This window comes from Geodermatophilus sp. URMC 63, assembly GCF_053502565.1.
This window is the reverse complement of sequence record NZ_CP199956.1, coordinates 2,610,744-2,632,316: the sequence shown is the minus strand read 5'-3', so window position 1 is coordinate 2,632,316 and position 21,573 is coordinate 2,610,744. Positions and strand designations below refer to the sequence as shown.

Annotated in this window: 28 protein-coding genes, 1 other RNA gene and 1 pseudogene; 9 read left to right on the top strand and 21 right to left on the bottom strand. The window is 74.8% G+C overall.

What is annotated here, in order from left to right; all coding sequences use genetic code 11:
* The first annotated feature begins 103 nt into the window (after positions 1 to 103).
* A complete protein-coding gene (locus ACWIZO_RS12865) occupies positions 104 to 298 on the top strand; it encodes a hypothetical protein (protein WP_448642817.1) in 195 nt (64 codons plus the stop codon).
* Between the two features lie 162 nt (positions 299 to 460).
* Positions 461 to 778, top strand: a complete 318-nt coding sequence (locus tag ACWIZO_RS12860) for an EthD family reductase (RefSeq protein ID WP_448642816.1) — start codon at positions 461 to 463, stop codon at positions 776 to 778.
* Positions 779 to 837: 59 nt separating this feature from the next.
* Here the strand turns inward: ACWIZO_RS12860 and ssrA are convergent.
* The 5 genes from ssrA to ACWIZO_RS12835 all read right to left on the bottom strand — a co-directional run bounded on the left by ssrA (position 838) and on the right by ACWIZO_RS12835 (position 5,198).
* Positions 838 to 1,211, bottom strand: a transfer-messenger RNA (tmRNA) gene (gene ssrA, locus ACWIZO_RS12855).
* A 91-nt stretch (positions 1,212 to 1,302) separates the two neighbouring features.
* Positions 1,303 to 2,442, bottom strand: a complete 1,140-nt coding sequence (locus ACWIZO_RS12850) for a magnesium and cobalt transport protein CorA (protein ID WP_448642815.1) — start codon at positions 2,440 to 2,442, stop codon at positions 1,303 to 1,305.
* Between the two features lie 284 nt (positions 2,443 to 2,726).
* Complete coding sequence (locus ACWIZO_RS12845) at positions 2,727 to 3,257, bottom strand: carboxymuconolactone decarboxylase family protein (protein WP_448642814.1); 531 nt, start codon at positions 3,255 to 3,257, stop codon at positions 2,727 to 2,729.
* Positions 3,254 to 4,135, bottom strand: a complete 882-nt coding sequence (locus ACWIZO_RS12840) for an SCO6745 family protein (RefSeq protein WP_448642813.1) — start codon at positions 4,133 to 4,135, stop codon at positions 3,254 to 3,256. Before ACWIZO_RS12840 ends, ACWIZO_RS12845 begins: the two co-directional genes overlap by 4 nt.
* A gap of 10 nt (positions 4,136 to 4,145) precedes the next feature.
* Positions 4,146 to 5,198, bottom strand: a complete 1,053-nt coding sequence (locus ACWIZO_RS12835; protein WP_448642812.1) for a GNAT family N-acetyltransferase — start codon at positions 5,196 to 5,198, stop codon at positions 4,146 to 4,148.
* A 168-nt stretch (positions 5,199 to 5,366) separates the two neighbouring features.
* Here ACWIZO_RS12835 and ACWIZO_RS12830 point away from each other — a divergent pair, with 168 nt between their 5' ends.
* On the top strand, positions 5,367 to 5,687 hold the full coding sequence (locus ACWIZO_RS12830) for a GYD domain-containing protein (RefSeq protein ID WP_448642811.1): 321 nt from the start codon (positions 5,367 to 5,369) through the stop codon (positions 5,685 to 5,687).
* Between the two features lie 162 nt (positions 5,688 to 5,849).
* Here the strand turns inward: ACWIZO_RS12830 and ACWIZO_RS12825 are convergent, their stop codons facing one another.
* From ACWIZO_RS12825 to prfB, 9 genes are all read right to left on the bottom strand, one after another.
* The gene (locus tag ACWIZO_RS12825) at positions 5,850 to 6,740 is read right to left on the bottom strand and encodes an alpha/beta fold hydrolase (protein ID WP_448642810.1); all 891 of its coding nucleotides are present in this window, start codon (positions 6,738 to 6,740) and stop codon (positions 5,850 to 5,852) included.
* 87 nt (positions 6,741 to 6,827) lie between these two features.
* Positions 6,828 to 6,983 carry a VOC family protein gene (locus ACWIZO_RS12820; RefSeq protein WP_448642949.1) on the bottom strand — a complete coding sequence of 52 codons (156 nt, stop codon included), beginning with the start codon at positions 6,981 to 6,983 and terminating at the stop codon, positions 6,828 to 6,830.
* A complete protein-coding gene (locus ACWIZO_RS12815; RefSeq protein WP_448642809.1) occupies positions 6,980 to 7,873 on the bottom strand; it encodes an amidohydrolase family protein in 894 nt (297 codons plus the stop codon). Before ACWIZO_RS12815 ends, ACWIZO_RS12820 begins: the two co-directional genes overlap by 4 nt.
* Positions 7,870 to 8,793, bottom strand: coding sequence for an NADP-dependent oxidoreductase (locus ACWIZO_RS12810; RefSeq protein WP_448642808.1), 924 nt, complete (start codon positions 8,791 to 8,793; stop codon positions 7,870 to 7,872). Before ACWIZO_RS12810 ends, ACWIZO_RS12815 begins: the two co-directional genes overlap by 4 nt.
* On the bottom strand, positions 8,790 to 9,266 hold the full coding sequence (gene smpB, locus ACWIZO_RS12805) for an SsrA-binding protein SmpB (protein ID WP_448642807.1): 477 nt from the start codon (positions 9,264 to 9,266) through the stop codon (positions 8,790 to 8,792). The genes ACWIZO_RS12810 and smpB overlap by 4 nt, the downstream gene beginning before the upstream one ends.
* Positions 9,267 to 9,314: 48 nt before the next feature.
* Positions 9,315 to 10,340, bottom strand: a complete 1,026-nt coding sequence (locus ACWIZO_RS12800) for a hypothetical protein (protein ID WP_448642806.1) — start codon at positions 10,338 to 10,340, stop codon at positions 9,315 to 9,317.
* 95 nt (positions 10,341 to 10,435) lie between these two features.
* Positions 10,436 to 11,320, bottom strand: coding sequence for a permease-like cell division protein FtsX (gene ftsX, locus ACWIZO_RS12795; RefSeq protein WP_446759058.1), 885 nt, complete (start codon positions 11,318 to 11,320; stop codon positions 10,436 to 10,438).
* Between the two features lie 38 nt (positions 11,321 to 11,358).
* Complete coding sequence (gene ftsE, locus ACWIZO_RS12790; RefSeq protein WP_446759057.1) at positions 11,359 to 12,048, bottom strand: cell division ATP-binding protein FtsE; 690 nt, start codon at positions 12,046 to 12,048, stop codon at positions 11,359 to 11,361.
* A 132-nt stretch (positions 12,049 to 12,180) separates the two neighbouring features.
* Complete coding sequence (gene prfB, locus ACWIZO_RS12785) at positions 12,181 to 13,293, bottom strand: peptide chain release factor 2 (protein WP_448642805.1); 1,113 nt, start codon at positions 13,291 to 13,293, stop codon at positions 12,181 to 12,183.
* A gap of 44 nt (positions 13,294 to 13,337) precedes the next feature.
* Here prfB and ACWIZO_RS12780 point away from each other — a divergent pair, with 44 nt between their 5' ends.
* Both ACWIZO_RS12780 and ACWIZO_RS12775 read left to right on the top strand, forming a co-directional pair.
* Positions 13,338 to 13,625, top strand: a complete 288-nt coding sequence (locus ACWIZO_RS12780) for a DUF6343 family protein (protein WP_448642804.1) — start codon at positions 13,338 to 13,340, stop codon at positions 13,623 to 13,625.
* Between the two features lie 84 nt (positions 13,626 to 13,709).
* A pseudogene (locus tag ACWIZO_RS12775) lies at positions 13,710 to 14,276 on the top strand (zinc-binding dehydrogenase); the annotation flags it as partial.
* Here the strand turns inward: ACWIZO_RS12775 and cutA are convergent.
* Entirely contained in the window at positions 14,182 to 14,520 is a 339-nt protein-coding gene (gene cutA / locus ACWIZO_RS12770; protein WP_448642803.1) for a divalent-cation tolerance protein CutA, read from the bottom strand. The pseudogene ACWIZO_RS12775 and the gene cutA sit on opposite strands and share 95 nt — an antisense overlap.
* A 42-nt stretch (positions 14,521 to 14,562) precedes the next feature.
* On the opposite strand from cutA, the gene ACWIZO_RS12765 reads away from it, so the two are divergent.
* The 4 genes from ACWIZO_RS12765 (at position 14,563) to ACWIZO_RS12750 (ending at position 17,693) form a co-directional block, all read left to right on the top strand.
* Entirely contained in the window at positions 14,563 to 14,799 is a 237-nt protein-coding gene (locus tag ACWIZO_RS12765; protein WP_446759052.1) for a hypothetical protein, read from the top strand.
* 48 nt (positions 14,800 to 14,847) lie between these two features.
* Positions 14,848 to 15,441: a pentapeptide repeat-containing protein gene (locus tag ACWIZO_RS12760; RefSeq protein WP_448642802.1), complete on the top strand. Its 594-nt coding sequence runs from the start codon at positions 14,848 to 14,850 to the stop codon at positions 15,439 to 15,441.
* A gap of 156 nt (positions 15,442 to 15,597) precedes the next feature.
* On the top strand, positions 15,598 to 15,855 hold the full coding sequence (locus ACWIZO_RS12755; protein WP_448642801.1) for a hypothetical protein: 258 nt from the start codon (positions 15,598 to 15,600) through the stop codon (positions 15,853 to 15,855).
* A gap of 284 nt (positions 15,856 to 16,139) precedes the next feature.
* Positions 16,140 to 17,693 carry an LCP family protein gene (locus ACWIZO_RS12750; protein ID WP_448642800.1) on the top strand — a complete coding sequence of 518 codons (1,554 nt, stop codon included), beginning with the start codon at positions 16,140 to 16,142 and terminating at the stop codon, positions 17,691 to 17,693.
* 15 nt (positions 17,694 to 17,708) lie between these two features.
* Here ACWIZO_RS12750 and ACWIZO_RS12745 read toward each other — a convergent pair whose 3' ends face one another.
* The 6 genes from ACWIZO_RS12745 to ACWIZO_RS12720 all read right to left on the bottom strand — a co-directional run bounded on the left by ACWIZO_RS12745 (position 17,709) and on the right by ACWIZO_RS12720 (position 21,283).
* On the bottom strand, positions 17,709 to 18,170 hold the full coding sequence (locus ACWIZO_RS12745) for a hypothetical protein (protein ID WP_448642799.1): 462 nt from the start codon (positions 18,168 to 18,170) through the stop codon (positions 17,709 to 17,711).
* The gene (locus ACWIZO_RS12740) at positions 18,167 to 18,556 is read right to left on the bottom strand and encodes a TadE/TadG family type IV pilus assembly protein (protein ID WP_448642798.1); all 390 of its coding nucleotides are present in this window, start codon (positions 18,554 to 18,556) and stop codon (positions 18,167 to 18,169) included. Before ACWIZO_RS12740 ends, ACWIZO_RS12745 begins: the two co-directional genes overlap by 4 nt.
* A 68-nt stretch (positions 18,557 to 18,624) precedes the next feature.
* Positions 18,625 to 18,816, bottom strand: a complete 192-nt coding sequence (locus ACWIZO_RS12735) for a hypothetical protein (RefSeq protein WP_448642797.1) — start codon at positions 18,814 to 18,816, stop codon at positions 18,625 to 18,627.
* Between the two features lie 30 nt (positions 18,817 to 18,846).
* Positions 18,847 to 19,788, bottom strand: coding sequence for a type II secretion system F family protein (locus tag ACWIZO_RS12730; RefSeq protein WP_448642796.1), 942 nt, complete (start codon positions 19,786 to 19,788; stop codon positions 18,847 to 18,849).
* A complete protein-coding gene (locus tag ACWIZO_RS12725) occupies positions 19,785 to 20,648 on the bottom strand; it encodes a type II secretion system F family protein (RefSeq protein WP_448642795.1) in 864 nt (287 codons plus the stop codon). The genes ACWIZO_RS12730 and ACWIZO_RS12725 overlap by 4 nt, the downstream gene beginning before the upstream one ends.
* Positions 20,639 to 21,283, bottom strand: a complete 645-nt coding sequence (locus ACWIZO_RS12720; RefSeq protein WP_448642794.1) for a CpaF family protein — start codon at positions 21,281 to 21,283, stop codon at positions 20,639 to 20,641. Before ACWIZO_RS12720 ends, ACWIZO_RS12725 begins: the two co-directional genes overlap by 10 nt.
* Positions 21,284 to 21,573: the final 290 nt, after the last annotated feature.

Here is a 21,573-nt window from a genome sequence, read left to right as displayed (position 1 = left end):
CCGCACGCACGGGAGGTCTCGGGCGCAGGAGCACGACCGGGGCGGTACCGCGGCGGTGGCCGGGGTAGGACCAGGTCCCGGACCCGACCGAGGCAGGTGTGCAGTGGAGCAACGACAGAGCGCCGTCGACCACCCCCGCAGCGACGACACGAAGGGGCGCGACCGGCACGACGGGGACTCCACCGACGCGGTGAGCGAACTGGTGGGCACGCAGGACGCGCAGGACGCCCAGGGGCAGGGCGCGGCCCCCAACGCGCCGGGCGGTTCGGTCCCGGCCACCCCGCCCGTCGGCGGCTGACCGCCCCGGGCCGCCGGCGGCCCCGCGCGGACGACGTCCGCGCGGGGCTCCCCCGCACCCGGCGGGCACCAGGTGCCCGGCGGGGCTAGCGTCTGCCTCCCGTACCGACGACCTCGACCGTCGCGCGCTGCTGCGGCGGCCACCGGAGAGGCAGGAACGACGATGTTCACCGTCACCTTCGTGCTCAACGAGAAGCCCGGCATGGACCGCGCGGAGGCGCTGCGCTACTGGCGCGAGACGCACGGCCCGATCGCCGCGAAGGTGCCGGGCGTGCGCCGCTACGTGCAGCAGCACGCCGTGGCCGCGCCCGAGGGCGAGCCCCCGTTCCTCGGGGTGGCCAGCATGTACTTCGACGACCAGGAGGCCTTCGCCACCGCGGGGACCTCCGCGGAGTTCGCCGCCGCCGTCGAGGACGTCGACAACTTCGCCGACCCGCGGTTGACGACGGCCTTCACCGAGGACGTCGTGGTCGTCGGCTGAGCACCGGGCCGCGGACGCACGAGAGCCCGGGAGGACGACGTCCTCCCGGGCTCTCGTCGGGGTGGAGGTGGCGGGAATCGAACCCGCGTCCTGCGACGCATACCCAGGGCTTCTCCGAGCGCAGTCCGCTCCGTCTCTGCTCGGCCCCACCGATCCCGCGAACAGGTCGGTGTGACGGGCCCAGTCGCTGTGCGGTGTCCCGCGCGCGCCCGCGACCGGCGCTCACGGTGAGTCATCTAGCTGATGCCAGGATCCGGGCCGATGACGAACCCGGGCTGACAGAGTCGCCTCGCTACTTAGGCAGCGAGGGCGAACTCGCGCTGACTGGAGTCGGCGCTTGTGTGTTTTCCGACGCGTGGTTAACGAGCTCATCGTCGGCTTCCTCGGCTCGCTTCCCCTGGTCACCCGACCGCAGTCGAGACCATTCACCCCCTGTGCAGTTGTGCACCCATCCTAACCGGCACCACCAGCGGGTTGTTCCCCCGGCGCCCCGGCCGGTCCCATGCGCACGCGCGGCGGAGGCGTCAGATCCAGTCGCGGCGCTTGAAGACGGCGTACAGCGTCAGGCTCACGCCCAGCATCAGCACCAGGGCGAACGGGTAGCCCAGGTGCCACGACAGCTCGGGCATGTCCTGGAAGTTCATCCCGTACACCGTGCCCACCAGCGTGGGCGCGAAGAGGATGGCCGCCCACGCGGAGATCTTCTTGACCTCCTCGCCCTGCGCGATCGAGGCCTCGGTGAGCTCGCGGATCTCCTCGTTCTGCCGCTGCGCCACCAGGGTCGCGTTGACGGTGAGGATGTCGCGCAGCTGCTGCCGGAACCCCTCCACCCGCTCGTTGACCTGGACGACGTGGTCGGCGACGTCGCGCAGGTAGCTGCGCAGCTCCTCGTCGACGCCGTACTTGTCGAACCCGGCGGTGATCGCGGCGAGGATGCCGGTCAGCGGTCGCGCGGCCCGCTGGAATTCCAGCACCTCCTGCGACAGCTCGTAGATGCGCCGGGAGACGCCGGGGTCGCCGCGGAACACCTCGGTCTCGATCTCGTCGATGTCGGTGGCCAGCCCGGCGACGACCGGCGCGTACCCGTCGACGACGGCGTCGAGGATGGCGTACAGCACCGCCTCGCTGCCCTTCTCGAGCAGGTCCGGCTCGCTCTCCAGCCGCCGCCGGACCCGCGAGAGGTCCGGCGACTCGCTGTGCCGCACGGTGATGGCGAAGTTCCGGCCGAGGAACAGGTGCAGCTCCCCGAACTCGACCTCCTCGGCCGCGTCCAGGTACCGGGCGGCCTTGAGGACGACGAAGAGCGTGCTGCCGTAGCGCTCGAACTTCGGCCGCTGGTGGGCCTTGATGGCGTCCTCGACGGCGAGCTCGGGCAGGTCGTACTGCTCGGCCAGCTCCCCCAGCTCGGCCGGCTCGGGACGGTAGAGGCCCAGCCACACCAGGCGGTCGGGGTCCTCGGCCAGCCACTCGTGGCTCTCGGCCGGCGAGTCCGGCGTGGCCACCCGGCGGCCGGTCGAGTAGACGGCGTTGTCGACGACCGGCGACGGGCGCTCCTCGTGCGCCGGCTCGGCCGGCGGCGCGACGACGACGGTGCGGGTGGTCGCACGGGGACGGCGCCCGAGGGTGGACAGGGCGCTCAGGGGCGCGAGGCGACGGTCGGCCATGACGGGGCTCCGGGGGACGCTGGACGGCGAGGACGCAGCGGAGGTCCTCACCGCGCAGCTCACCGGCGCGCGCGGCGACCGGGGCTCAGGCGGGGAGGACCTCGGGACTGGGACTGGGCGGTTCGCTGCGCACGCGCTCGCTCTCCCTCCCCGTCGGCGGCGGCCGGCATCGCGCGGGCCGTCGTCCATCGTGACACGCCCCGGCACCGTGCCGCCGCACTCCCCCGGGTGAGGTGCCCCTCGGCCGGGTCATGGTCGGCACCCACCCTCCGGAGAGGACCGGCTCAGCCGGGGACCTCTCCCGTCGACGGCGGGACGTCCAGGGCGACGAGGAACCGCGACACCATCGCGTAGCCGCCGACCAGCACGGCGAGCTCCACGACCTGCCGGTCGTCGAGGTGCTCCCGCAGTGCGGTGAAGACGGCGTCGGGGACGGCGACGCTGCGGGTCGAGGTGTCGGTGAAGCGCAGGACGGCGGCCTGCACCGGCGACCAGACCGGCTCGGCGAGCGCGTCGTCGGCGCGCAGCACCCGCAGGTGCAGGTCGGTGAGCCCGGCGCGGCGGGCGATGGGCGCGTGCGACGTCCACTCGAACTTGGCGGCGTTGAGGACGGCGACCCGCAGCACCACCAGCTCGCGCAGGTCGTCGGGCAGCGTCGTCCCGCCGCGCAGCGCGCCGAGCAGCGCGTTCCAGCCCTCGGCCACCGGCGGGCTGTGCAGCAGCAGCCGGTCGAGGGTGGTCAGGACGCCCCGCCGGCGGGCGCGCAGCAGGTCGGCGGTCGGGCCCTCGTCCGGGGCCTCGGGCAGGCGGGTCACCGGCCGGCGAAGACCCCGGCCGGGTAGGCGCCGGCCGCCACGACGGTGCCCGACAGCTGCTTGCCCAGCTCGACCACGCGGGCGGTGCGCTCGGGGCCCAGGTGCGACCACGGGGTGGTCGAGAGCGCGTCGGTCTCGGCCTCGAGGTCGGCCCGCAGCCGCTGCCCGGCCTCGGTGAGGGTGCGGTCGGCGACCAGGCCGCGCCCGGCCAGCCGCGCCCAGCCGGCGGCCCACTCCTCGTCGGTCCAGCCGCGCAGGGTCTGCGCGACCGGCTCGAGGAAGGCCCGGCCGGTGGCGACGTGGGTCTGCAGCGCCTCCATCCCCGACAGCTCGTGTCGCACGAGGACGGCGACGTGCGCGTCGCCACGCCACTCCCGCAGCAGGGTGGCGCCGTGCCACAGCCGGCCGACCGGGTCCTCGGGCCAGGGCAGGTCGGCGTGGCCGGCGTAGAGCGGGCGGCCCTCGGCGGTGAGCACGGTGCAGGCCTCGGCGAGCAGGTCGCCCAGCTCGGCGACCTCCGGTGCGGCCGCGGCCTGCTCGCCGCCGAGCAGCCGGGTCAGCGAGGCGCGCGCGGCGGCCAGCCGCGCGGTCACGACCTGCTCGGGAGAGGCCAGGGTCCACGCCCGCGGGACGTGCCGGGCCACGATCGCCGGCGAGAAGTTGGAGAAGGTCGCCGTCACCACGCCCGGGCCGACGGCGCCCATGGGGGCCGACCGTCCGGCGAAGTAGACCATCCGCCCCGGCCGCAGCCCGGCGGCGGTCAGGTGCTGCTCGGTCTCCGGCACGAAGTACACGTGGTTGTGCAGCGGCTCGACGGCGCGGTGCGCGCGGCCGACGGCAGCGGGGTCGAGGGACGCGAGCTGATCGGCACTGACCATGCCGGGCACCCTAGCCAGCGGCCGGGTCAGCCGGCCGGGGCAGCGGGTACGCCCAGGCCGTCCGGGTGCGGACGGTGCGGAAGCCGACCCGCTCGTACAGGGCGAGGGCACCGGTGGAGTTCTCGGTGTCGACGTCGAGCGAGGCCCTGGCACAGCCGTCGTCCGCCGCGGCCCGCAGCGCCGCGGCGATGGCCGCCGTCGCCACGCCCCGGCCGCGCGCGGCGGGCAGGACGCCGACCTGGCCGAGGTGCAGGGTCGGCACGCCCGTGGCCCGGGTGTCGGCCTCGTACACGTAGCCGAGCACGTAGCCGGCGACGGCGCCGTCGACGAGCGCCAGCACGGACAGGTCGGGTCGGAAGGCGCGCTGCCCGGTGAACCAGTTCCGCCAGGCCACCTCGTCCCGCTCGGCGGACCCGTGGTGCGCGGTGAAGCAGGCGTTGTGCACGCGGCGGACCTCGTCGTCGCGGGCCCAGGGGAAGGGCACCAGGTCGACGCCCGGCAGCGGCCGGGGCGCCGGCCGGTCGTCGAGGGGGCGCTCCATCACGTGGTAGTACCGCTCGACCTCGAACCCGGCACGGGCGAACAGCCGCGCCGCTGTCGTCATCGCCGGGGAGGTGTCCGCCACCAGCCGGCCCGGCAGCCCGCCCCCGAGCGCGGCGTGCTGCTCGGTGCCACGGCGCACCTGCCAGGCCACCAGCGCCCGACCCACGCCACGGCCGCGCGCGGCAGGGTGCACCCGCCCTTCGGACCAGATGCGGAAGGCGTCACGACCACCGCGCGGGACGATCGACGTCGCCCAGGCCACCAGCCGGCCGTCGGCGTCGACCACGGCCCGGCCGTCGCGGGCCAGGTCGACGGTCTCGCGGCTCCACCACTCGGTGAGGTCGGCGGCGTCCTCGTGCTCACCGGTGTCGTCGACGGCCTCGGCGGCGGCCAGCAACCCGGCAGCGGCGTCCGCGTCGGCGAGGGTGAGGGGCCGGCCGGTGAGGCCGTAGGGCAGGTCGGGCAGGTCGGGCAGGTCGGGCAGGTCGGGCAGGTCGGGCAGGTCGGGCAGGTCGGGCACGGCACCGGAGGGTAGGTCCGCTCAGGCGGCGTTGCGACCGAGTTCCGCGGCCCGACGCTGTGTCGCCGCCACGCCGTCGCCGGTGTCGCCGCGCGCACGGGCGTTGCGGCCGGGCGGCGCCCGTCGGGAGCATCCGGGTCGCACGGGGGTCGAGCCCAGGAGGTCGACATGCCCCGGTACCTCTTCATCGCCACCTACACACCGCAGGGGTCGAAGGCCGTGCTGGCTTCGGGCGGCACGGCCCGGCGCGCGGCCATCGAGAAGATGTGCGCCGACGCCGGCGGGCGGGTGGAGAGCTTCGACTTCGCCTTCGGCACCGACGACGTCTACACGATCGTGGACCTCCCCGACGCCCGGACCGCGGCCGCGATCGCGCTCACGGTCAACGCCAGCGCGGCGGTCCACGTGCGCACCGTCGTCCTCATGACCCCCGAGGAGGTCGACGCCGCGGGTCAGGTGCAGGCGCACTACCAGCCGCCGAGCGCGTAGTCGGCCGCGCGGCCGGCCCAGCCGCACGACGAGGTGAACGGGTGACGCGCCGGGATGGCGTGGACCCGCGCGTCCTCGTGCGGCTCGGTGCGGCCGCGAGGGTCCGGGCACGGGGCCGCAGCCCGGGACGCGGGCGGCACCGGTGGCGACGTCCCGCCGTCGCTACCGGGAGTCCGCCGGCACCCGGCTGCCGGCGGTGACCCGCTCCAGGAACGGGAGGACGGCGGCCTCCAGGGCCACGGGGTCGTCGAGCATCGGCCAGTGGCCGCTGTCGTCGAGCACGACGACCTCTGCACCGGGGAACGTCTCGCGCTGCCGGTCGGCGTAGGCCACCGGCAGGTAGGGGTCGTGCCGTCCCCACACCGCCAGCACCGGCCGGTCGCTGCCGTGCAGTCGCCGGTGCAGGTCCTCGGAGACGGCGGCGATGTCGGTGGCCCGGTACAGCCGGAGGACGGCGCGCTGGGTGCCGCGGTCCTTGAGGCTGTCGTACATCCGGTCCAGCGCCTCGCGCGGCAGGCCGCGGGGAGTCCCTCGGCGCAGCAACCGCTGCGACGCCGCGCGGGTGCTGGTCCGCAGGAACACCTCGCCCAGTCCCGAGGTGCGCCAGATGCGCGCCAGGGAGTGCCAGCGGTAGCCGCGGAGGACCCCGATGTCCAGCAGCGTCGCGCTGGCGAAGCGGTCGGGGTGGTCGGCCGCCCACCACAGCCCCCACGCCCCGCCGAAGTCGTGCAGCACCAGGTGCGCGCGACGGATGCCGAGCTCGTCGAGGACGCCGCCGAGGTGCCGGGCGTAGCCGTCGACGGTGTAGACGAAGGAGTCGGGCTTGTCCGCGCCGCCGAAGCCGGGCATGTCCGGCGCCACGGCGCGGGCGAAGGCGCCGGTGCGGCCGACCAGGCGCCGCCAGTCCTCGGCCGGACCGGGGTTGCCGTGCACGAACACGACGGCCTCGTCGGCGTCCGCCGGGCCCGCGTGCAGGTACGGCGAGCGGACGCCGGCAACGGTGACCGTGCCGTCCTCGACGGCGACCGTCCGGTCGGCAGGGGTCCCGGTCATGTCCGCTCCTCCCGGTGGGACGACGCGTCCAGCCGACACCCGCGGCGGTCCGCGGGACCAGTGGCCAAGTGCCCTGTGCCGCTCGGGTCAGCGCTCGCCGGGCCGCATGAACAGGCAGAACGGGTGGCCGTCGGGGTCGGCGTGGATCCGCACGTCCTCGTGCGGCTCGGTGTAGCCGCCGAGGCGTCGGGCGCCGGCCTCCTCGGCGAGGGCACGGGGGCGCCGGGGACGGCGGAGCCTCAGGCGGCCACCCCGAACAGGCGGGCGCCGTTGTGCCAGAGCACCGAGCGCAGCCAGTCGTCACCCAGGTCGAGGCCGGCCAGCGCCGCGAGCTGCTCGGCGTAGGGGTACGGGATCGACGGGAAGTCGCTGCCGAGCAGCACCTTGTCGCGCAGCGCGGCCAGCCGCGGCCGATCGGCGGGGTCGAAGGGCATCAGCCGCTCGGTGAAGGCGGTGGCGAACATCGTGGTGTCCAGGTGCACCCGCTCGTACCGCTCGGCCAGGTCGAGGAACTCCCGGTACTCCGGCATGCCGAGGTGGGCGATGACCAGCTGCAGCCGCGGGTGGCGCTCGAGCAGGCCGGTCATCGGCGCCGGGCCGGTGTGCTCGCCGCGCAGCGGACCGGACCCGCAGTGGATGACCACCGGCGTCCCGGTCTCCTCCAACCGCGCCCACACCGGCTCGAGCAGCGCGTCGCGCGGGTCGAAGGCGCCCACCTGCACGTGCACCTTGAACACCCGCACGCCGCGGTCGAGCGCCTCGGCGACGTAGTGCGGCGCCTCCGGCTCGGGGAAGAACGTGGCCGACGCCAGCACCTGCGGGTGGGCGGCGGCGAAGTCCTGCGACCAGTCGTTGAGCCAGGCGGCCATCCCCGCCTTGTGCGGGTAGGGCAGCGTCGGGAAGGCCCGGACCCCGAGCCGGCCGAGGACGGCGAGCCGCTCGTCCTCGGGCAGCGGGTACTGCACGGGCCACTCGGTGCCGTAGTGCGTGTGCGCCGCCTCGAAGTACGACCACACCTTCGCCTGCACGCGCGGCGGGAGGAAGTGCACGTGCAGGTCCACCAGGCCGGGCAGCCCCAGCTCCCGCCAGAAGCGGGGGACGTCGGCGTCGTCGGCCGGCGGCGGGACGCTCACGAGCGCAGCGTGACGACGACCTTGCCGCGCACGTGCCCGCCGGCGACCAGGTCCTGCGCCTCGGCGGTGCGCTCCAGCGGGAACGCCTTGGCGATCGCCACGCGCAGCTGGCCGGCGTCGGCCATGCGACCGAGCTCCTCGAGGTCGTGCCGCTCGGGGCGGACGAACACGTAGCGCCCACCCGTGTCGTTGACCGACGGGTCGACGACGCTGGCGATCCGGGCGACGTCGCGCACCTGAGCCGGCGCGTCGGCGAGCGCGTCGCCGCCGGTGAGGTCGAGGACGGCGTCGACCGGCTCGGACAGCTGCCCACTGATCGGCCCGGCGGAGTGGTCGAGGACCTCGGCGCCGGCGTCGCGGAGGAAGCCGTGGTTGCGCGGGCTGGCGGTGCCGACGACGTGCGCGCCGAGCGCGACGGCGATCTGCACGGCGAAGAACCCGACGCCGCCGCTCGCGCGGTGGACGAGCACGCGGTCGCCCTCGCCGACGTCGAGCGCCTCGGTGAGCGCCTGGTAGGCGGTCAGCCCGGCCAGCGGCAGCGCGCCGGCCTCGGCGAAGGACAGCGACGCCGGCTTGCGCGCCACGCAGCGCTGTGGCGCGGGCACCAGCTCGGCGGCGGTCCCCCACTGGACGTCGTCACGACGCAGGTAGCCGAACACCTCGTCACCGGGCGCGAGGTCGTGGACCGCCGGCCCGACCGCCTCGACGGTGCCGGCCAGGTCCCAGCCCGGGACGATCGGGAAGTGGTGCGGGAAGAACCCGGCCAGGTGCCCCTCGCGGATCCCGACGTCGACCGGGTTGACCCCGGCGGCGTGCGCGCGCACGAGCACCGTGTCCGGCCCCACCGGCGGCTCGGGCAGGTCCTCGCGCAGTGTCAGGACCTCGGAGCCGCCGAAGCGGTCGTACGCGATGCCCCTCAACGACGTCCCTTCACGTACCGGCCGAAGGCCTTCTGGATCTCCCGGCGCGAGTCGCGCTCGGCGAGGTCCTGCCGCTTGTCGTAGGACTTCTTGCCCTTGGCCAGCGCGAGCGTGGCCTTGACCTTGCCGTCCTTGAAGTAGATGTCGAGGGGCACGAGCGTCAGGCCGCCCTCGCGGGTCTTGCCGATCAGCTTGTCGATCTCCTCGCGGTGCATGAGCACCTTGCGCTTGCGCCGCGGAGCGTGGTTGGTCCAGGTGCCCTGCGTGTACTCGGGGATGTGCACGTGCTGCAACCACACCTCGCCGTCGTCGACGGTGGCGAAGCCGTCGACCAGCGAGGCGCGCCCGGCCCGCAGGCTCTTCACCTCGGTGCCGGTGAGCACCAGGCCGACCTCGTAGGTGTCGAGGATCGAGTAGTCGTGCCGCGCCTTCTTGTTCTGGGCGATGAGCTTGCGCCCTGTCTCACGCGGCATGCCGTCAGGTTAACCGTGCGCGCCGCGGCGCTCCTCCCGGTCGCGCGGTCAGGACGCCGCGACCTCGCGGCGGAGCTGGGCGTAGGTGGGCGCCTGCACCGGCAGGAACGCCGCCTCCCGGACCCGGCGGGCGGTGGCGCTGCCGGCGCGGTAGCCGCCGGCGCCGGTGACGGCCACCTCCAGCCGGACGGCGTCCGCGGCGACCTGCAGGCCGGCCAGCCGCAGCCGGGCCAGGCCCCCGGGCCCGAGCCCGACCCGGTCGGCGGCGAGGTCCTCCACCCGCCGGCCGACGTCGTCGCGGGCGGCGACCAGCTCCTCGTGCTCGGTGCGCAGGACCCCGCCCGCGTGCCGGGCGGCCGCGGCCAGGGCGGCGTCGGCCACGCCCAGGGTGAGCGACGTCTGCAGCAGCAGCTTGGTCGGCCGGCACATCGCGACGAAGGAGGTGAGGTCCTCGCTGAGCACCTGGTCGGCGGACACGGCGACCCCGTCGAGGTGCAGCCCGCCGGTGCCGGTGCCGTTGAGCCCGAGCAGCCGGTGCGGCTCGGTGGGCGTGACGCCGTCGTCGGTGCGCCGGAACTGCGCGACCAGCCGGCCCTCGTCGGGCGCCTGCACGGGGACGACGACGACCGCGTCGTCGAAGAGGTTCGACGCCCAGCCGACCGTCCCGGACAGCCGCCACCCGCTGCCGTCCGGCCGCGCCGACACGGGCAGCTCGGAGGCGCCGGTGGGGTCGGCGACCGCCGGGGCGAGCGCGGTCGCCCCGGTCACCTCCCCGGCCCGCAGCTGGCGCACCAGGCCGGCCATCGACGGCGGCGGCGGGCAGAAGCGCAGGTACTCGATCACCATCCGCTGCGACCAGACGGAGAACGCGGTGGCCAGGGACAGCGCCGCCACCTCGCGGACCAGCCGGACCGAGGCCACCAGCGCCGCGGTGGGGTCGTCGTCCTCGGCGCCGAGCGCCCCGACGGCACCCAGCCGGCGCAGCGCCGGCCGCACGTCGGCCCGGCCCGTGTCCACGTCCTCCGCACCGGCCACCGCGTGCTCGCGCACCCCGGCGACGTCGACCGTCGTCATGCCGCCCTCCCCTGTCCGCTCCGGCCCGGTACTACCCACCGTGGGCCGCGGAACGCACGGGCCTCGGAGTCCGCGGCGTCCCTCGGGTCGCGGCGTCAGAGCCGGACGTAGAGGCGCAGCGTCACGTAGGCGGCCACGGCGGCCAGGCCCACGCCGGCCGCGGCGATGATCGGACTGATCGTGGCGATCGCGCTCCAGTCGACCGGCGGGATGATCCCGGCCTTGATCGGACCGGCGAGCGTCTTGTCGACGAAGAGCACCTTGGTGAGCACCAGCCCGCCGACGGCGAGCAGCGCGCCGATGAGACCGGCCAGCGCCGCCTCCAGGATGAACGGCAGCTGCGTGTACCAGCGCGAGGCCCCCACCAGACGCATGATGTTGGTCTCGTTGCGCCGGTTGAACGCCGCCAGCTGGATGGTGTTGGAGATCAGCAGCAACGCCGCCAGCGCCTGCACCACCGCGACGGCGATGGTCGCGTTGCGGGCGCCGTTGAGCAGGCTGAACAGGCGGTCGAGGAAGTCGCCCTCGTCGCGCACCTGGTCGACGCCGTTCTGCCCGTTGGGGAACGCCGCCGCGACGACCGCGTAGCGCTCGGGGTTGACCAGCTCGACGCGGAAGCTCTCCGGCAGCGCGTCCGGCGGGGTGTTCTCGACCAGCTCGGGCTGCTGGCTGAACTGCTGCCGGAAGCGCTCGTAGGCCTCCTCCTTGGACTCGTAGATGTAGCTGGCCACCTCCGGGGAGTCGGCCAGCTGCGCCTCGATGGCGCTGCGCTGCTCGTCGGTGACGTCGTCGGCCAGGAAGATGGAGACCTGCACCTTGTCGTAGTAGATCTCCTTCATGTCGGAGATCATCCCGGCGATGAGCAGGCCGGTGCCCATGAGACCGAGCGAGATGGCCGTGGTCAGGATCATCGCGACCGTCATGGTCAGGTTGCGACGCAGCCCGGTGGCCACCTCGGAGAGGACGAAGTTGACGCGCATGGGTTCCCTTGCGTGAGGTGCGGGTCGACGGAGGGGCGTTACCGGCCGACGCCGTAGACGCCGCGCGACTGGTCGCGGGTGATCTGGCCGCCGTTGAGCTCGATCACGCGGCGGCGCATCGAGTCGACGATGTGGTAGTCGTGCGTCGCCATGATCACCGTGGTGCCGGTGCGGTTGATCCGCTCCAGCAGCAGCATGATGCCCTCGCTGGTCTCCGGGTCGAGGTTGCCGGTGGGCTCGTCGGCGAGCAGGACCAGCGGCCGGTTGACGAACGCGCGGGCGATCGCGACCCGCTGCTGCTCACCACCGGAGAGCTCGTGCGGCAACCGGTTGGCCTTGCCGTCGAGGCCGACCATCTCCAGCACCTCGGGGACGACGCGCTTGATGGTGCGGTGCGGCTTGTTGATGACCTCGAGCGCGAAGGCGACGTTCTCGGCCACGGTCCGGTTGCGCAGCAGCCGGAAGTCCTGGAACACGCAGCCCATGGAGCGGCGCAGCTTGGGCACCTGCCACTTGCTCATGCCGTTGAGCGTCTTGCCGTTGACGACGACCGTGCCGCGCGTGGGGTCGTCCTCCTTGAGCAGCAGCCGCAGGAAGGTCGACTTGCCCGAGCCGGACGAGCCGATGAGGAAGACGAACTCGCCCTTGTCGATCTCGGTCGACACGTCATCGAGGGCCGGCCGGTTGCTGGCCGGGTAGAGCTTGGTGACGTGTTGCAATTCGATCACGAGGCGCCACGGTACCTGCCCGGGGCCGCAGGATGACCGGTTCGCCACGGACGCGCAGGCCGGGTCGCGCGGCGGCTGACCGGCCGTCACTCGCACCCCACGAGGACGCCGGCGGACGGCGTCCTCCGGCCGTCAGCCGGCGGCCACGGACTCCTGCTGACGGCGCCAGCGGATGCCGGCCTCGATGAAGCCGTCGATGTCACCGTCGAGGACCGCGCCGGTGTTGCCGGTCTCCTGCTCGGTGCGCAGGTCCTTGACCATCTGGTAGGGGTGCAGGACGTAGGAGCGCATCTGGTTGCCCCAGCTGCTGCCCTCACCGCGCAGCGCGTCCATCTCGGCCCGCTGCTCCTCCTGCCGCTTGGCCAGCAGCCGCGCCTGCAGCACGCGCATCGCCGCGGCGCGGTTCTGGATCTGGCTCTTCTCGTTCTGGCAGGAGACGACGATGCCGGTGGGCAGGTGGGTGATCCGCACCGCGGAGTCGGTGGTGTTGACGCTCTGCCCGCCGGGGCCGGAGGACCGGAAGACGTCGATGCGGATCTCGTTCTCCGGGATGTCGACGTGGTCGGTCTGCTCGACGACCGGCAGCACCTCCACCCCGGCGAACGACGTCTGCCGGCGGCCCTGGTTGTCGAACGGCGAGATGCGCACCAGCCGGTGGGTGCCCTGCTCGACCGACAGCGTGCCGTAGGCGTAGGGCTGCTTGACCGCGAAGGTGGCCGACTTGATGCCGGCCTCCTCCGCGTAGCTGATGTCGTAGACCTCGACGGGGTAGCGGTGCCGCTCGGCGTAGCGCAGGTACATCCGCATGAGCATCTCGGCGAAGTCGGCCGCGTCGACGCCGCCGGCCTCCGACCGGATGGTGACCAGCGCCTCGCGCGAGTCGTACTCGCCGTTGAGCAGGGTGCGGACCTCGAGCTCGTCGATCTCCTTGCGCAGCGCGCTCAGCTCCCGCTCGGCCTCGGCGGTGACGGCCTCGTCGCTCTCCTCGGCGGCCATCTCGTGCAGCAGGCCGACGTCGTCGAGCCGGCGGCGCAGGTCCTCGACCCGGCGCAGGTCGCCCTGCAGGTAGGACAGCTTGGAGGTCAGCGCCTGGGCGGCCTCGACGTCGTTCCAGAGGTCCGGGGCGGCGGCCTGCTCCTCGAGCTCGGCGACCTCCCGGCGGAGTCGGTCGACGTCGAGGACGGCCTCGATCGACGTCAGGGTCGTGTCGAGCTCGTCCAGGACGACGGCGAAGTCAGCGGCCACGTCGATCCAGGGTAGTGCGCTCGCGGCGGGGGTAGGTCCACGGCATGAGCGAACCGCGGCGCGAGCGGACCCGTGAGGAGTACGCGCGGGGTCTGCCCGACCACCACGACCCGACAGCCGGCATCCTCGGCGCGGCCCCGGCGCAGTCCGCGCTGACGCTGCGGCTGGTGCTGGCCGCCTTCGGCCTCGTCGTCTGCGTCGTCTCCGGCGTCCTGTGGCTGCGCACCGACCTGCCCACCTGGCCGGCGGTGGTGCTGTTCGTCCTCGGCGCGGTGGCGCTGGTCGACCTGGCCGTGGTGGCCCGGCGCAAGCTGCGCGGCGAGCCGGGCTGAGGGAGGACCCCCTGCCCCCGCGCCTCGCAGGCTCGGCGCGGGACCGTGCAGGGGCCGTGCCGGCACATCACCTCCGTCCGAGAGGAGCACGCCGTCCTCCGCGCGTGGGCGCCCGAGCCGCCCAACGTCTCCTTCGAGGCCGCCGCCGGACTGGGCGTGGCCGGGGAGACCGCCGTGCGGGTGCTCGACCTGCTCGGCCTGCCCGAGGGCCGGACCGTCGTCGTCGACGGCGCCAGCGGCGGGGTCGGCATCGCGACCGTGCAGGTGGCCGTAGCCGCGGTCTGCAGGTGATCGGCACGTCGGGTCCGGCGAACGCCGACTTCGTCCGCTCGCTGGGCGCTCTGCACACCCCCTACGGCGAGGGGCTCGCCGACCGGGTGCGCGATCGCGCCCGACGGGGTCGACGGCGCGGTCGACACCGCGGGCAGGGGCTCGGTGCGCGACCTCGTCGCGCTGACCGGCGACCCCGGCAGGGTCGTCATCATCGCCGACTTCGGCGCCGCGGAGCTGGGCCCGCGAGGGGCACGTGCGCGGCAAGCTGGCCCTCTCCGTCTGACTACGGCTCGCGGGTCTGGTCGACCACCCAGCGCAGGTAGTCGGCGTTGCCGCCGCTCACCGGCAGGGCGAGCACGCAGGGGACGTCGTAGGGGTGCAGCTCGGCGGTGCGGGCGACGACCGCCGGCACCAGGGACCGGCGGGTGTGCAGGGCGACGCGGGCCTCGGGGTCGTCGTGCACCCGATCCTCCCACCGGTACACCGACCGGATCGCGGCGAACTGGTGGCCGCAGGCGGCCAGCCGCTCCTCGACCAGCGTCCGCGTGTACCCGGCCAGCCAGCCGGCGTCCGGACCGGTGACGACCACCTCGACCACGTCCTCGGGCTCCACGCCGGTCATCGTGCGGGTGCGTACCGCCGTCCGCGCGGGTAGGGGCCGCCCATGAACGACGACCTGACCCTCGACATCGACGGTGACCGGTACGTGGTCCGCAAGGGCGACACCGGGCTGCAGGTGGGCCGCCGCAACGGCGACGACGTCGCCTGGCTCGACGACGTCGACCCCGGGCTGCTGACCGAGGACGCGCGCGCCGCGCTGGCCGAGGGAGACACCTCCAACGAGGCGCTGCGGCTGGCGATAGGCGGCATCGTGCAGGGCGAGGTGAAGCGCGGCGGCTGACCCCGCCCGCGTGCGACGGCCGCCGCCGGAGCGTCCCGGGGCCGCGCGGTGACCGGAGCCCGGGATGACGAGACCCTGCGCGGGGAGGACTGGTACGGCGAGGACCTGTCGGGCCGGTCGTTCCTCCGCTGCACCCTCGTCGACGTCGACCTCAGCGAGACCGGGTCGGTGGGCGCGACGTTCGAGGACTGCGCGTTCACCGACTGCCGCCTGTCCGCCGGCCGGCACGAGGCCTCGGCGTTCCGCGGCTGCCGCTTCACCGGCTGCTCGTTCACCACCGCGGAGTTCACCGACTGCACCTTCCTCGGCAGCGCCTTCGCCGGCTGCTCGCTGCGGCCGCTGCGGGTGAGCGGCGGCGACTGGTCGTTCGTCACGCTGGTCGACGCCGACCTGCGCGGCACCGTGTTCACCGGCGTGCGGATGCGCGAGGCCGACCTGCGCGGCGCCGACCTCACCGGCGCCACGGTCACCGACGCCGACCTGTCGGCCGCGGCACTGGAGGGCAGCCGCTGGCAGGGGGCGGACCTGCGCGGCAGCGACCTCACCGCCTTCGACCCGCGCGACCTGCCCCTGGACGGCGCCCGCATCCGCGCCGAGCAGGCCGTGGTGCTGGCCCAGCTGCTGGGGCTGCGCGTCGGCTGACCACCGCGGGGCGGGCCGGGCGTGCCGTGCGGTCCCTGCCGTGAGGGACCTCCGACCCCTCCGGGCCGTGTCCGGCCGTCCTAGCGTGGGCGGCGGACGCCGAGCCGCCGGCGCCCGGCTGCCGGCCCCGTCGGCCGGTCCCCGCAGGGAGTCGCCATGAGCGCGCCCGTCGACCAACCGCACCGCCCGGCGGCAGGAGCGCCGCCGGCTCCCGAGGTACCGGACTCCCCCGCCGCCCTGACACCCACGGCGCCCGAGCACGAGCCCGGGCACGCCGCGGCCGACCCCGAGCGGCGCGGACTCGAGGAGCGCGGCTGGCTGCTGTTCGCCGTCGTGGTGGCGTTCCTGGTCCTCGCCTTCGCCGGCATGATCGTGCTGACCGCCCTCGGCGGGGGGACGACGTACGTCCGCTGAGGGCGGTCAGCCGGTGACCAGGTCGCTCGCCTCGGTCGTCTCGTGGTCCGACACGTCGAGCGCGGACCCGTCGTCCTCCCCGGCTCCCGCGCCGACCGGGACCAGGCGGACCGACACGGTGGGTCCGTGCGACGTCGTGCTCTGCCCACACCTGTGGGCAGAGCACGACGGGCCGCGGCGGAGCCACCGGCCGCCGTCCGCGCCGTCCGCTCACGGCCCCCGGGGCGCGCTCCCCGCGTCGCAGGCCCTTCTGGCCCGGTCCGCTCGTCCCTACCCTCCGTGCGGTGGGCCCAGACCGCACCGAGGACGGCGACCTCCCGGGTCGGCCGCTCCCTGCGCGGCTCGACCCCCGCACTGGCCGCTCCCGCCGGGACGCCGCCGGGGCCGCCGGCAGCCGGACCGGACGCCGCACCGGACGGGCCGTCGTCCTCGCCCGGGCCGTGGCCGCCGTCCTGTCGCTGGTGCTGCTGGCCGGCAGCGGCTGGGGCTGGTACCTGGGGCGGGTCGCGCAGGCGACGGTCAACCGCACCGACGCCCTCCCCGCCGAGGGGAACGCCGAGACCGGGGACGCCCCCGAGGCGCTGAACCTGCTGCTGGTCGGCAACGACAGCCGGGCCGACCTCACGCCCGAGCAGCTCGCCGAGCTCGACGCCGGCACCGACTCCGGGATCAACACCGACACGATGATCCTGGCGCACGTCCCGGCCGACGGGTCGCAGGCCTCGTTCGTCTCGTTCCCACGGGACTCCTACGTGGAGATCCCCGGCTACGGCAGGGACAAGCTCAACGCCGCCTACGCCCACGGCTGGTCGGGGGCAGCCGACTCCGCGACCGACGAGGAGAGGCGGGCCGCGGGCGCGCAGCTGCTGGTGCAGACGATCAGCCGGCTCACCGGCCTGCAGATCGACCACTACGCCGAGGTCGACCTGCTCGGCTTCTTCCAGCTCAGCAGCGTCGTCGGCGGCGTGGAGGTCAACCTCTGCGAGGCCGTCGACGACTCCGCCTACTCCGGCGCGGTCTTCCCCGCGGGCGAGCAGGTCATCGAGGGCGCCGACGCACTGCGCTTCGTGCGGCAGCGCCACGGCCTGCCCCGCGGCGACCTCGACCGGATCGTCCGCCAGCAGGTGTTCCTCGCCGGCGTGCTGCGCAAGATGCTCTCCGACGACGTGCTGCTCGACCTGGGCACGCAGCGGAGGCTGGTCCAGGCGGCCTCCCGGTCGCTCACCGTCGACCGCGACCTCGACCTGCTCGACCTCGCCCGGCAGGTGCAGTCGGTGACCCCCGACAGCATCCGGTTCGAGACCGTGCCGATCGCCGACGCCGCCGCCGAGGACGAGCAGGGCCGCTCCATCGTCGAGCTGGCCGACGAGGACACGCTGCACGACTTCTTCGCCCACCTGTCCGCCGAGCCCGAGACACCGCCCGAGGAGTCCCCGGACGCCCCCGAGGCGCCGGCGGCGCCGGACACGGTCGCGCCCTCCGAGGTGCCGGTGCAGGTCGACAACGGCTCGGGGATCTCCGGCGTGGCCGCCGCGGCCGCCGCCGACCTGGAGGACGCCGGCTTCCCGGTCAGCGGCTTCGGCAACGCCGACCGCAGCGACTACGACCGGACGACGGTCCGGCACGCCCCTGGCGACGAGGCGCTGGCCGCCACGCTCGCCGCGCAGGTCCCGGGCGCCGTCGTCGAGGTGGACGACGAGGCCACCGCCGGGACCGTCGACCTGGTCCTCGGCGCGGACTTCGCCGGCATCGGCCAGGCGGTGACGCCGGTGACGTCGGCCGCCGAGGGCCCGGCGGAGCCGGGGCGGACCGCCGGCGACACCAGCTGCATCAACTGAGGGGACCGGCCACGGTCAGCGGTCGACGTAGCGGTCGGTCTCGACGACGAACTGCCCGGTCGCGGTGTTGGCGTCGACGAACTCCGGCAGCAGCGGGATCCGCACGGTCACCGTCGCGCAGACCGAGAACTCCTCCCCCGGCAGCAGGCTCGGCGCGTACGCACCCGCGGCGTCGCATCCTGCGCCCGCCGGCGCGTAGACCACCCGCACGTCGGTGGCCTCGACCGACTGGTCCTCCACCGCCAGCTGCGCCGCCCGCTGCGCCCGCGCCAGGCCGGTGGCGACGTCGGGCGCGGTGGCCAGCGCCCGCCCGGCCTCCCGCGCGGCCGCCGTCGAGGCGAACACCCCGCGCTGCACCGCCGAGAACCCGGCCACCACGTAGACCAGCGGCACGAACACCACCAGCGCCACGAACACGAACTCCACCAGCGCCGACCCGCGCTCACCGCCGCCCAGCCGCGCCCGCAGCCACCTCACGGCGCCTCCTCCACCGCCCGGCCGGTCACCTGCAGCGGCAGCACGTCGCCCAGCCCGGCCAGCAGCGTGGGCACCGCCCCGCGGCAGCGCACGGTCACCAGCACCAGCCCGGAGCCGTCGACCTCCTCCGCGGCGGTGCACGCCAGCCCCTCGGCGGTCCGCACCGACGTCGCCCGGGCCACCACCGCCAGCGTCCGGCCGGCCGCCTCGGACGCCGGCACGTCGGCGTTGGCCGCGTACCGCGCACCCTCCTGCGCGCCGGCGGTCACCACGTTGCGCACGTGCACGTAGACGGCCACCTGCAGCACCGCCAGGAGCAGCACCACGACCAGCACCGACACCAGCACGAACTCGACGACCGCGCTCCCCCGCTCGCCGTCCCGCACCGTGCTGGAACGGCCACCCTTTAGGGGCCCGCGCCGAGCGTGCGAGGCGTGGGGGGAAGGGTGGTCCTTCAACCGTTCGTGACCGACGCCAGCGCGTTGGTCACCGCCGCCACGATCGCCTCGCGGAACGGGACGAGGATGGCCAGCACCAGCGCCGCCGTCATCACCGTGATCATCACCCAGCCGGGGACGTCGCCCCGCTCGGGATCGTCCTCCCGCAGCCGCGCCGTCAGGGTCAGCACCCAGGCCCACGCCGCCATCCCTCGTCCTCCTCCGTTGTGCACCGGCACTCACCGCGCCAGCGAGACGATGCTGATCAGCCCCGGGAACAGGGCGAACAGGACGGTGACCGGCAGCACCAGGAACACGACCGGGACCATCATCTGGATCTCCTTGCGGCCGCCGGCCTCCAGCAGCCGGCGCTTGCCGGCCTCCCGGACGTCGGCGGCCTGGGCCCGCAGCACCTCGGCCAGCGGGGTGCCGCGCTCGATGGCCACGAGCAGGCCGTCGACGAAGCGGGCCAGCGCGTCGACCGACGTCCGGTCGGCCACCTGCTGCAGCGCCTCGGTCAGCGGCACGCCGGCCCGCGCCCGGCCCAGCGCCGAGCCGAGCTCACGGGCCAGCTCACCGCCCGAGAGCCGGGTGACGCGGGCGATCGCCGCGGTCGGGCTCTCCCCCGCCGTCACCCCCAGCGCCAGCAGCTCGGCCACCACCGGGAACTCCGCGAGCAGGAGCTCCTCCCGCCGGCGCACCTGCTGCGTCAGCCACCAGTCGCGGCCCAGCACGCCGCCGAGCACCCCGGCCAGGCACAGCAGCGCGACCGACAGCACGTTGACGCCGCCGGCCGCCAGCGACCCGACCGCGGTCAGCAGCGCCGCACCGAGCAGGCCCAGGCCGCCCCACACGACCTGCTCGACCCGCACGTCCTCGACCGTCTGGTCGCTGCCCAGGGCGTCGAGCCGGCGGCGGACGGCGGCGCGGCCGCCGAGCACCCGGTCGACCAGCCGGGCGCCGTCGGTGACCGCGGGGCCGAACACGCGGCGCGCGGCGGTGAGCAGCCCGGGCTCGGTCGCCGTCCCCAGCAGCCGGGACGGCGGTGGGGTGTCGTGCACGTAGGGCGCCAGCCGGTCGACCAGCCGCACCGAGCGGAACGGCGGCGCGAACGCGACGGCGAGCAGCAGCCCGGCGGCCGCGGCACCGCCCAGGAGCATCCCCAGCAGCGCCGGACTCACTGCAGCACCCGCACGTCCTGCGGCAGCCGGCCGATCCGCAGCATCAGCCGGTAGGCCACCAGGCAGACCGCGCCGCCGCCGAGCAGCAGGCCGGTGCCCAGCGGGGAGTCGTAGGCGGCCAGCGTCGCCGACTGGGTGGCCAGCAGCAGGAGGACGACCCAGGGCGCGCCGACGGCCAGCCGCGCGGCCTGCACCACCCAGCCCTGCCGGGTCTCGAGCTCGGCGCGGGCGCGGGCGTCCTCGCGCAGGAAGCCGGCCAGCGTCCGCAGCACCCGACCGAGGTCGCTGCCGCCGACCTCCCGGGCCACCCGCAGCGTCTCGACGATGCGGTCGCCCACCGGGTCGGCGAGGTCGGTCTTGAGCCGGTCGAGGCTCTCGCCGAAGCGGCCGCTGGAGCGGTGGTCGGCGGCGAAGCGGAGGAACGGCGGCCGCAGCACCTCGGGGCCGCGGGTGCCCAGTGCCGAGAGGGCCTCGGGCAGCGACAGGCCGGCGCGGACGGCGGAGGCGAGGTTGTCGACCACCTCCGGCCACACTTCGCGCAGGTCGGCGCGGCGGCGGGCGGCCAGCCGGCGCACCTGCACGAGCGGCAGGACGAACCCGAACACGCCGAAGGCCAGGCTGACGGTGACCGTGCCGGTGGTCAGCAGGACGACGACCGTCGCCAGCGCCCCGAGCCCCACCTGCAGGGCGACCAGCTGGGCCGGGTTGATGCCGGTCAGGCCTGCCGCGGCGAGCAACCGTGCGCGGCGTCCGGGCGGGCGCGGTCCCGTCCTCGGCTGCGGGGCTCGCGACCCGCTGCGCCACACCAGCAGCAGTCCCACCCCGAGCAGCAACCCGAGCAGCGCGCCGGTCAGGTCCACGCCGGCGCCTCGAGGAGGGCGGCCAGGTCGTGGCCGGCGGCGGCGAAGCGCTCCGGGTGCGGCGGGAAGCCCTCAGCCCGGACCAGCCGCCCGTCGCGGGTGGTGAAGACGTCGGCCAGCTCGACCACGCCGTCCTCTGCGCGGCCCGGCACGGCCACGATCTCGCGCACCCGGCGCTGCCCGGAGGGCTCGGTGGCGACGTGCACGACCAGGTCGACGCTGGCCGCGACGGTCGGGACGACGAACGCGTGGCCGATGTTGTCGCCGGCCAGCAGCGGCAGCGTGCACATCTTCACCACCGCCTCGCGGGCGCTGTTGGCGTGCAGCGTGCACATGCCGGGCAGGCCGCTGTTCAGCGCGATGAGCAGGTCCAGGCACTCCTCCTGCCGGACCTCGCCGACGACGATCCGCGAGGGCCGCATCCGCAGCGCCTCCTTGACCAGCCGGCGCAGCGGGATCTCCCCGGCGCCCTCGAGGTTGGGCTGGCGGGTCTGCATCGCGACGACGTCCGGGAGCGGTACGCGGAGCTCGAAGACCTCCTCGGCCGTGATGACGCGCTCGCGTGCGGGGATCGCCGCGCACAGGCAGTTGAGCAGTGACGTCTGTGCGAACAGACATGCGTGGGCCGCCTTCACCCCACTCGCCCTGGAGCCATCCGCCTCCACAACCAGCCTGCGGATTAAAAGTCCCAGTTCGGACGTGTCGGATGGTGGCGGCCGATGACGCCTGTGCTGGTCGGTGCCGTCCTTCGGGTCACCGGGTCCTGCCGCCTGTCGCCCGGTTATGGGCAGTGCGCGACCACACCGCGACCACTCCGCAGCCGTCCTTGGCGTGAAGGACCCGGCCGCTTGGGCTGCCACCGTCCTGAGCCACCCGACTCTTGCCAGATCGAGTCGGTGCAAGGTGTCCAGACAACCGTTCCGGC

Coding starts and splice junctions, on each gene's coding strand:
- ACWIZO_RS12860 (WP_448642816.1), top strand. CDS start 461: ATGTTCACCGTCACCTTCGTGCTCAACGAGAAGCCCGGCATGGACCGC.
- ACWIZO_RS12850 (WP_448642815.1), bottom strand. CDS start 2,442: ATGGCCGACCGTCGCCTCGCGCCCCTGAGCGCCCTGTCCACCCTCGGG.
- ACWIZO_RS12840 (WP_448642813.1), bottom strand. CDS start 4,135: ATGGTCAGTGCCGATCAGCTCGCGTCCCTCGACCCCGCTGCCGTCGGC.
- ACWIZO_RS12830 (WP_448642811.1), top strand. CDS start 5,367: ATGCCCCGGTACCTCTTCATCGCCACCTACACACCGCAGGGGTCGAAG.
- ACWIZO_RS12825 (WP_448642810.1), bottom strand. CDS start 6,740: ATGACCGGGACCCCTGCCGACCGGACGGTCGCCGTCGAGGACGGCACG.
- smpB (WP_448642807.1), bottom strand. CDS start 9,266: ATGCCGCGTGAGACAGGGCGCAAGCTCATCGCCCAGAACAAGAAGGCG.
- ACWIZO_RS12800 (WP_448642806.1), bottom strand. CDS start 10,340: ATGACGACGGTCGACGTCGCCGGGGTGCGCGAGCACGCGGTGGCCGGT.
- ftsX (WP_446759058.1), bottom strand. CDS start 11,320: ATGCGCGTCAACTTCGTCCTCTCCGAGGTGGCCACCGGGCTGCGTCGC.
- ACWIZO_RS12780 (WP_448642804.1), top strand. CDS start 13,338: ATGAGCGAACCGCGGCGCGAGCGGACCCGTGAGGAGTACGCGCGGGGT.
- cutA (WP_448642803.1), bottom strand. CDS start 14,520: ATGACCGGCGTGGAGCCCGAGGACGTGGTCGAGGTGGTCGTCACCGGT.
- ACWIZO_RS12765 (WP_446759052.1), top strand. CDS start 14,563: ATGAACGACGACCTGACCCTCGACATCGACGGTGACCGGTACGTGGTC.
- ACWIZO_RS12755 (WP_448642801.1), top strand. CDS start 15,598: ATGAGCGCGCCCGTCGACCAACCGCACCGCCCGGCGGCAGGAGCGCCG.
- ACWIZO_RS12735 (WP_448642797.1), bottom strand. CDS start 18,816: ATGGCGGCGTGGGCCTGGGTGCTGACCCTGACGGCGCGGCTGCGGGAG.